Origin of the sequence: Lentibacter sp. (genome assembly GCF_965658795.1) — a bacterium.
GTDB lineage: Bacteria > Pseudomonadota > Alphaproteobacteria > Rhodobacterales > Rhodobacteraceae > Lentibacter.
In genome coordinates, this window is the sequence record NZ_CBFHTG010000034.1 from 1 (window position 1) to 8010 (window position 8010).

An 8010-nucleotide genomic window follows, 5' to 3' on the forward strand; every position below is an offset into this window, starting at 1 on the left:
GGTGATGCTCAAGTGTCTGTTGCTTTCACCGCGCCGTCCAATGACGGGGGCTCAGCGATCACTGATTATGAGTATCAGCTTGATGGTGGGTCATGGCTGAGTGCTTCAGCAAATAGTAGCCCTGTCGTGATTACAGGTCTAACCAATGGGACGAGTTACTCGATAAAGCTACGTGCAGTGAATACTGCTGGGAACGGTACAGAGAGCGCAGCGGTGACGGCAAGCATGCCAGCACCTAACTCTGAATTTGCTGCGAATGAAGCGATCATCCGTGATATCATTACCAATGACGCCCAACGCTCGCTGAACAGTACGATTGCAAGCAACACCCGCCTGAACCGTGACGCACGGGGCCGCTTCATCACAAGTCGCAAGCAAATGCAAAGTGATGGAGCCGGTATGGTCGGTCGTAATAACGCCGCCTTTGATGTTGACGGTATCGCAGAGGCGTCTGGATTGACGCTGAGCACCAAAGGAACGTTCTTCGCACAAACGGGTCGTTATGATGGGGCCCAGAGTCGTTTGTTCTTCGGAGACTTCGACATACAGCGTGACAGCGTAAGTGGCTCCACAACAGCTACACTCAGCGGCAAAGTTGCCTGGGAGCAGATGCTGTCTGAGCAAACAATGCTGGGCTACTACATCGGAGGGGAGTTGGGGCGTTCGCAGCTTAAAGGTGCTTTCACAGGCAGCCAAGATCACTATGGTGTGAGTGCGGGTGGCTATGTCGTACACGCTTTGCAAGAAAACCTGTTTGTAGATGGTTTTGCATCTTTGAGTATTGGCCGTAACGATCTTGAGATGAGCAACGAAACGCTTGATCTTGAAAGTGATTACCGAACGAAAACCGCCACATTAGGTGCGGCCCTGACAGGCGTGCTCGTGCAAGATGGCTATGAAATTCTGCCAGAGCTGAGTTTCACCTACGGCAAGACATTCATTGGAGACGTTGACTTTACGGGCGCAGCCTATGGTCTGGTAGACAATACGCTCAGTCTGGATGCTGGGGACATCTCAACTGCAACTGTTATGTTCCGTCCCGAGTTTCGTATTCCTTTGGATGGTCAGCCTTTGGCCAAGAGCCTTTCCATCCTAAGCTTCGCGCCTCGTCTGATCTGCGAGCAAACGACGATCGGGGGCGGCCACATTGACAACTGCGGTGGCGGAGCAGAACTGGGTGTCAGCTCAGATACAAATGACGGCCTGAGCTCAGCAACGATACAGATTGTGACCGACCGTGTTGGTAACAGCACCCGTTCAGGTTTTAGGTTCGCAATATCCCATAACTTCTAGGCTCTTTGTTGACGGATAAGGCAATCAGGCGTGCGCTCCAAAATATGGAGCGCGCAACTTGAACTGGGTGTTTGCAACTCATTCTGCAGGGTAAAATTCAGTGAGCTCACGTCGTCAATGTCCAGCACTTAAATCAGTCACAGACGACGTGGTCTTTTTTTTGCGGTCTGCCTGAGGCTGTGCATCTAAGACGCGACGTAGGTTCAAACCGCACAAAAAGAGCTTCTTGGCATAAGGAAAAGACCGTTTCCCTTGCTCAAGGCTTGTCTCGCAAACATGCGAACAGATGTTAGGTGGCAGCCCGCTTACTCAAAGACAGTGCTTGCGCCGCGAACGTCGCGCGACATGCCTTCCAAGACTTCGCTTGTTCCGCGCAAAACGCCGTTGGCCGTGCCGCAGGAGATAAGGGCGATCAGGGAGAGGAGGGCGATATAAGGCTTCATGGGCTGTATCCTTTCATGTCTTGGGTCTGGCAAAACGCCATGACGGCCTCAAAGCCATCAGCAATACTCGGTACACAGAGAACTGGGCCAAGGGGTAGCGCCCAGAGCCGCAACAATCAATTTGCTTTTGTGCGGTACGGGAAGTTTGAGGGCTTAAACGTCGGGTTTTATCAGGCCAAGCCCGCGCAGGTAGACGCCGATGCCTGTTTCCAGAAGCTCTTCGGGGGAAAACGGGCTTTGCGTGCCCGGGGAATTGCGCGCAAACAACTCGACCACCCCATGGCTCATGGCCCAGATATGGGCCGAGAACATACTGGCAGGCGGGCGCTTGTCGGCAGGGATATGTTGGCTCAGGTCGGTTGCGGCTGTTTCCAGCACGCTGCGGGCCCGGGCGGCAGCTGCGGCCAGCTCTGGCGTCCGGTTTACCGAGACACCGCTCTCGAACATGGCGATGTAATGGCCGGGGTGGCGGCGCGCAAAGGCCAGATAGGCCCGCCCTGTGGCCTCAAACGCAGCCAGCGCCGAGGGTTGGCCCTTTTCGTAGGCATATTGCATGAGATCGGCAAAAATATCATAGCCCTGCCGTGCGGCTTCGGCGATCAGGTCTTCGCGGCCCTCAAAATGGCGGTAGACAGCCGCAGGCGTTACGCCGGCTTCTTTGGCCGCTTCAGAAAGCGTAAAGCCTGTCGGGCCTTTGGCCTCGATAAGCTGCAAAGCGGCCTCAACCAGCGCTTGGCGCAGGTTGCCGTGGTGATAGCCGCGCTTTTTAGGCATCCCAGATCTCGGGGCCACCGCAGATTTCGGCATCAAGCTGACCCACTGCTTTGGGATCTTTGCGGGCGTAGTCGATCTGGCTGAGCACAGTGCGGATGGCCATCAGGCGGGCGCGGCGCTTGTCATCTGATCTGATGACCGTCCAGGGCGCTTCGGCTGTATGGGTGCGGGTGAGCGTTTCTGAGATTGCGCTTGAATATTCGTCCCATTTCTTGAGGCCTTCCACGTCAATCCAGCTGAGCTTCCATTGCTTGAGGGGGTCGTGTTCACGGCCCAGAAAGCGGCGCAGCTGCTCGGCGCGGCCCACGTTGAGCCAGAGTTTGAAAACGTGGATTCCTTCATCGACCAGCATTTTCTCAAAAGCTGGCGTCTGGTTGAAGAAATGTGCGCGCTGCTCATCGGTGCAAAAGCCGAAGACTTTTTCAACAACGCCGCGATTGTACCAGCTTCGGTCATAAAACACGATCTCGCCGCCTGAGGGCAGGTGGTCGATGTAGCGCTGGAAATACCATTCGGTTTGTTCTTTTTCCGTGGGCTTTGAAAGCGCCACAACGCGCGCGCCACGCGGGTTGAGATTTTCGCGAAAACGCTTGATCGCGCCGCCTTTGCCCGCGGCATCGCGCCCCTCAAATACAACGGCTATGCGCGCGCCTGTCTCTTTGGCCCAGCTTTGCAGCTTCACCAGCTCTATCTGCAAAAGCTCCAGCTCTTTTTCATAAGCTTTGCGCGGCATCCGCTCGCTGTAGGGGTAGGCCGGATTGAGGATTTCGTCTTTATCGGCGCGTTTGATCGCGTTGCGGATATCCTCGGGGGCGTCCTTGTCAAAATAGGTGCTGATGGCAGCGTCAAAGGGCAGCTCCATGGCCTTGTCCTTTCTCATTTTTTGTCACTATGGCGGCTTAGCGCTTGGGGTGCAATCCTGCGCGGGCGGCGGCGCGGTGAATGGCTGCGACAACCATATCCTGAGCGCTGTGCTGGAGCATATGGCCGTGGCCCTCGGCACGTGTCAGCACGGCGTGGGGCACATCGGCCACCAGCTTTTCAGCGTGAATGGACAGACCGACCGTGATGTCTTTTGTGCCGTGAACACTTTCAACAGGCAAGGCGAGGGCTGGATAGAGCGGCGCCATCGCCTTGATTTCTGCCAAGAGGTTGGCACGTTGGAAGGATGTAGCCCGCATGGAGCGATAGCGCAGGGAGAGCTTGGGCACAAAGTAGTCAAAATAGCCGTTTGGCACCGTGTCGGGCGCGAAGATGTCGCCAAGCGCACGCTCTATGTAGCTTTCTGAAACAAGGGCAGGCAAAAGCGGCAGAACAAGCGGGCCAAGAACGGGGTTTGAGCCTATGCGATAGAGTGGGTCAAGGGGCGTGTCCCAAGGGTGGGAGGCGGCGGCAACAGGCACAAGAGCGGCGATACGCTCGGGCATATAGGTGGCCCATGCAAGCGCTACAGAACCGCCGTAGGAGTGGCCCATAACGATGGGTTTTTCAGCGCCCATTGCTGCGGCCGTGTCGGCGATTTGTTTGGCTTGGGCGCGCAGGCTGTCGCCTTTGGGGGTGATCGCTGCGCTGTAGCCAAGGCCCGGGCGATCAATGATGAAAATCCGAAAGTCACTGGCCAGCTTGGCAGCCAGCGCAAAGCTCATGTCGCGGGTGTGGCCGTTGGAGCCGTGGATCAGCACAAGGTCAGGCGCGCCTTTTGGGCCTGTGACAACCACATGCATGGGGCTGCCGTTGACTGTTATTATCTGGCCGCGCGCGGGGGCCGCGGCTTCGGCGCGGCTCTCGGCGCGTTGGGCAAAGAGCCAGAGCGCAAGCCAGAGAAACGCGAGGCCAAAAAGGCTAAAAACGAGCGGTTTGAGCATGGTCAATCAACCGCGCAAGTCGGTGCTCTCTAGCCCGATCTTTTCAATATCATAGGGGGTGGTTTCATAAATCTCTGAAATCCAGTTTCCATACATCAGATGGGCATGGCTCCGCCAGCGGTTGAGCGGTGTTTTGGCGGTGTCATCATTTGGGTAGTAGTTGACCGGCAACTGGATGTCGGCCCCTGCGATTTGGTTTTCGGCCAAGTCGCGGGTGTATTCTTCGCCCAAGGTGCCGCTGTCATATTCCAGATGGTTGAAGACATAGAGCGCGCGGTGCGCGGTGTCTTCGACGAGGGCAGGGCCAACTTCTTCAGAGTGCAGCAGGGTTTTGAGGCCTGCGGCTTCTATCTCGTCGCGGCGCATTTCTGTCCAGCGGCTCACGGGCATGACAAAATCATCGGAAAACCCGCGCAAAAAAGAGCTTTGTGGCGCAAGGTTGAGGTGGCGATAGCAGCCAAAAAGCTTCTGATCGAGCAGGTGCTTTTTCACGCCGTGGAAATAGCCGAGCATCGCCATACCGCCCCAGCACACTCCGAATGTGTTGTGAACGTGGGTCTGGGTCCAGTCAAAAACGCGCGTAAGCTCGGCCCAGTAGGTTACATCGGAAAATTCCAGATGCTCGATCGGTGCGCCTGTGATGATGAGACCATCGAATTTCTCGCCTGTGGCCGCGACCTCGTCAAACGGGCGGTAGAACTCTTCCATGTGTTCGGCAGCCGTATTGCGCGAGTGATGCTCGCTCATGCGGATCAGCGAAAATTCGATTTGCAGAGGCGTTGCGCCGATAAGGCGGGCGAATTGCGTCTCTGTCTGGATCTTCTTTGGCATGAGGTTGAGCAAGCCGATGCGCAGCGGACGAATATCCTGCCGCACCGCCTGATCCTCGCTCATCACACTGACGCCCTCGCGCGAGAGCACGTCATAGGCAGGCAGGTGGGAGGGCAGTTTGATGGGCATAGGCTTGGACCTCGTTCAGCTTGGAAGACAGATTACTTAGGTGGCTTTGGCGCGCGTCTCAATGGCGGTGGCGACAATCGCATCAAAATCCTGTGCGTCGCGCACGCTGGCAATATCGCCTGCCTCGACGGTGACACCCCAACGGGCCATCGCCTCATAGCGCGGCTGGCGGTGGGCAAGCGCGCGGGCATAGGTGTAGCGGATGAAGTCATCTGGATTAACATCATCTTCCACGCATTTGTTTTCTGTTAAGTATTCATCCCATACGCGCAAGAGAAACGCAGGTTGATAGGCCATTGGCTTGGGCGCACGGTCAAAGCGGCGGATCAGCTCTTCTGTGTGTGCCTCCGAGCCTTTGAGCCAGATCATCAGGGTGTTCGCGCCCAAGGTCTTGAGGATTTCATCATCGCCGTTGCTCGGATCAACCCACTCGCAAATAGAGCCGCCCGTGTCGCAGATGAAATGCGGGTAGCCATAGAGCGCCTCGGCGCGCTCGATGAAGTAGGGCGTGTCAAGCAGTGCCGCGATCTCGGCGCGGCGGAACTGCTCCTGACGGGCGGCATATGTGGCCATTGTCAGGCCGCCGTGCGCCCCTGAGCCGGGTTTGCCAAGGTAGGAGGACACAGCCGCAAGGTTGCCGAATGTGATGTTGGAGCTGATATAGATGGAGTCACTCATCAAAAGGTCGCGCAGGAAGGGCACTTTCATCGCTTCGCGCTTGGCATTGTCGGCGATATATTCGCCCATGTAACGCGTGCCAATGCGGTAATCGACCGAGTAATGAAACCAGTCTCCCGCGTCGCGCAGCAGGTTTGAGACATGGGTTTTGCCAAGCCCTGACATGCCGAAGAACAGCGCTTTCTTCTGTTTGGCGGTCTGCCAGCTTTGGGCGGTTGGGTAGATCATGCCTGCCTCCTGAGTGCTCTGACACTGGAGTAAAGCGGCAGAATGACAGGGTCAAACCCTATTGCGCAGCCAAGCCAGCGCGCGGCCATCCAGAATGAGCAAACCAAGCGCCAGAATAGCAAAGCCCAAGAGCGCGCGCGGCGGCAGAGCCTCGCCCAAAACGGCCCAGCCAAGCACAATGGCTACGGGCGGCATCAACAAGGTCACCAGCATCAGGTTGCCCGAGCCAGCCATGGCCAGCACACGGTAATAGAGCAGATAGGCCAGCACCGTTGCCGCAAGTGCGTAATAGGCGATGGCGGCAAGGGTTTGGAGGCGCAGATCAAGTGTCAGCGGGCCATCAAACCACCATGCGAGTGGCACAATGCAGACCGCGGTGCAGGTGAGCATGCCTGCGGCGGCGACAAGCGGATGAAGCCCTGTGAGGTGCTTGCGCGCCCACACGCCTGCGAAGGCATAAGAGACAGTGGCTGTCAGAGCGGCAATTTGGGCCAGCGAGCGGATGTCAAAGTTGAGCAGATTGCTCAGCCCAATGGCTGTGGCCACGCCCAGAAAGCCAATGAGCACCCCCGCAAGCTTGCGCGGTGTCAGGCGCTCATCGGCCAGAAAGAGGCTGGCAACAACCACGCCGCAAATGGCAGTGGTGCTGTTGAGAATGGCTGTCAGGCCGCTCTCGATGTGAAGTTGGGACCAGTTGAGCAGGGTGAACGGCACAACATTGTTCAAAAGCCCCATGACAAGGAACACGCCCCAGAGCCGCGCGCCCTTGGGGCGCGGCAAGCGCAGGACAAAGACCAAGCCCCAAAGCACCAGAGCGGCCCAGAGGGCACGGTGCGCCACGGCCGAGAGAACGCCGATTTCGTTAAGCGCAATCCTCACCGAGAGAAAAACGCCGCCCCAGATCAGGGCCAGCAAGAGAAGCTCGCCCCAAGCGCGCGCAGATATGGATTTTTGCTCTGTCATGGGCCAGACGTTGCATGGAACAGCCACTAGAGCGACCCGTTTCTTGCGGGATGGTCAAAAAGAAAACGCCCCGCACGTTACGGGGCGTTTCTGGTTGTGTGATTTGTCTGGTTTAGAAGCTGTAGGAAATCTTCATACCAAAGGCGACGGCATCACCGCTGTATTCGACCGCTGGATTCGGCGCGGGCAAAAGAAACGACTGATCGCCAGGTTTGATGTATTGAACGCCACCTGTAACCTTCAGTGACTCGTTGATATTGTAGCTGGCACCAAGTCCAATGCTTTTATAACCAGCCGTTGGCGCAAGAGCGGTGTTGGTTGGCCGCGTGCCTGCCGCTTCATATCCGAGTGTGACAGCGAGGCTGAGCTTGTCATTGATCCTGCGACCAAGCCCCAAGGTAAAGCTGGTGGTGTCGTCCTCAAAATTGACCCAGTTTGTCGAGGTCAAGCCGCCAGGGTTTGAATCAAGGGTGCGACCGTCCCACTTTACATACCGCACAGAGCCGAAGAGCAACGTATCGGCGGCAATACCTGTCTGGAACTCAAGGTTCAGGCTCTCGGGGCTCTTGTGTGTCACAGTAGCAGGTGCGAAGTTTGACGTACCATCAAGCGTGTTGTTGATGCTTGAATTGTAGGTGAGAGCAACGCGCATGGCGATGTCGGGCCGCTCGTAAGCGCCCCCGACCAGATACCCCCAAGCATAGTCGCCGGAGGCGTCCAACGCTCCGTTGGCAGAGCGGATTGTGCCTGTCAACGATTGCGACCGTGCGCCACCGTGCATGCTCCAATTGTCGTTAAACTTATAG

General features: G+C 57.0%; 9 protein-coding genes. 1 reads left to right on the forward strand and 8 read right to left on the reverse strand.

Translation table 11 applies throughout. The annotated features are described in order from the left end of the window. On the forward strand, positions 1-1293 hold a 1293-nt coding region (locus tag ACTG3X_RS14245), incomplete at its 5' end, for a fibronectin type III domain-containing protein (RefSeq protein ID WP_439111942.1). A gap of 305 nt (positions 1294-1598) precedes the next feature. On the opposite strand, the gene ACTG3X_RS14250 is transcribed toward ACTG3X_RS14245, so the two are convergent. The 8 genes from ACTG3X_RS14250 to ACTG3X_RS14285 all read right to left on the reverse strand — a co-directional run. Then, positions 1599-1736 carry a hypothetical protein gene (locus tag ACTG3X_RS14250; protein ID WP_439111943.1) on the reverse strand — a complete coding sequence of 46 codons (138 nt, stop codon included), beginning with the start codon at positions 1734-1736 and terminating at the stop codon, positions 1599-1601. 153 nt (positions 1737-1889) lie between these two features. After that, on the reverse strand, positions 1890-2510 hold the full coding sequence (locus tag ACTG3X_RS14255; RefSeq protein ID WP_439111944.1) for a TetR/AcrR family transcriptional regulator: 621 nt from the start codon (positions 2508-2510) through the stop codon (positions 1890-1892). After that, positions 2503-3372, reverse strand: coding sequence for a polyphosphate kinase 2 (gene ppk2, locus ACTG3X_RS14260; RefSeq protein ID WP_439111945.1), 870 nt, complete (start codon positions 3370-3372; stop codon positions 2503-2505). Before ppk2 ends, ACTG3X_RS14255 begins: the two co-directional genes overlap by 8 nt. 37 nt (positions 3373-3409) lie before the next feature. Next, positions 3410-4375: an alpha/beta fold hydrolase gene (locus ACTG3X_RS14265; protein WP_439111946.1), complete on the reverse strand. Its 966-nt coding sequence runs from the start codon at positions 4373-4375 to the stop codon at positions 3410-3412. Positions 4376-4381: 6 nt separating this feature from the next. After that, positions 4382-5335 carry a homoserine O-succinyltransferase gene (locus ACTG3X_RS14270; protein ID WP_439111947.1) on the reverse strand — a complete coding sequence of 318 codons (954 nt, stop codon included), beginning with the start codon at positions 5333-5335 and terminating at the stop codon, positions 4382-4384. 36 nt (positions 5336-5371) lie between these two features. After that, entirely contained in the window at positions 5372-6241 is an 870-nt protein-coding gene (locus tag ACTG3X_RS14275; RefSeq protein WP_439111948.1) for an ATPase, read from the reverse strand. Positions 6242-6292: 51 nt separating this feature from the next. Beyond that, on the reverse strand, positions 6293-7204 hold the full coding sequence (locus ACTG3X_RS14280; protein ID WP_439111949.1) for a DMT family transporter: 912 nt from the start codon (positions 7202-7204) through the stop codon (positions 6293-6295). A 112-nt stretch (positions 7205-7316) separates the two neighbouring features. Further along, positions 7317-8010 (reverse strand): outer membrane protein transport protein (locus tag ACTG3X_RS14285; RefSeq protein ID WP_439111950.1); only part of this gene is annotated, 694 nt, incomplete at its 5' end.

Coding starts and splice junctions, on each gene's coding strand:
- ACTG3X_RS14250 (WP_439111943.1), bottom strand. CDS start 1,736: ATGAAGCCTTATATCGCCCTCCTCTCCCTGATCGCCCTTATCTCCTGC.
- ACTG3X_RS14255 (WP_439111944.1), bottom strand. CDS start 2,510: ATGCCTAAAAAGCGCGGCTATCACCACGGCAACCTGCGCCAAGCGCTG.
- ppk2 (WP_439111945.1), bottom strand. CDS start 3,372: ATGGAGCTGCCCTTTGACGCTGCCATCAGCACCTATTTTGACAAGGAC.
- ACTG3X_RS14265 (WP_439111946.1), bottom strand. CDS start 4,375: ATGCTCAAACCGCTCGTTTTTAGCCTTTTTGGCCTCGCGTTTCTCTGG.
- ACTG3X_RS14270 (WP_439111947.1), bottom strand. CDS start 5,335: ATGCCCATCAAACTGCCCTCCCACCTGCCTGCCTATGACGTGCTCTCG.
- ACTG3X_RS14275 (WP_439111948.1), bottom strand. CDS start 6,241: ATGATCTACCCAACCGCCCAAAGCTGGCAGACCGCCAAACAGAAGAAA.
- ACTG3X_RS14280 (WP_439111949.1), bottom strand. CDS start 7,204: ATGACAGAGCAAAAATCCATATCTGCGCGCGCTTGGGGCGAGCTTCTC.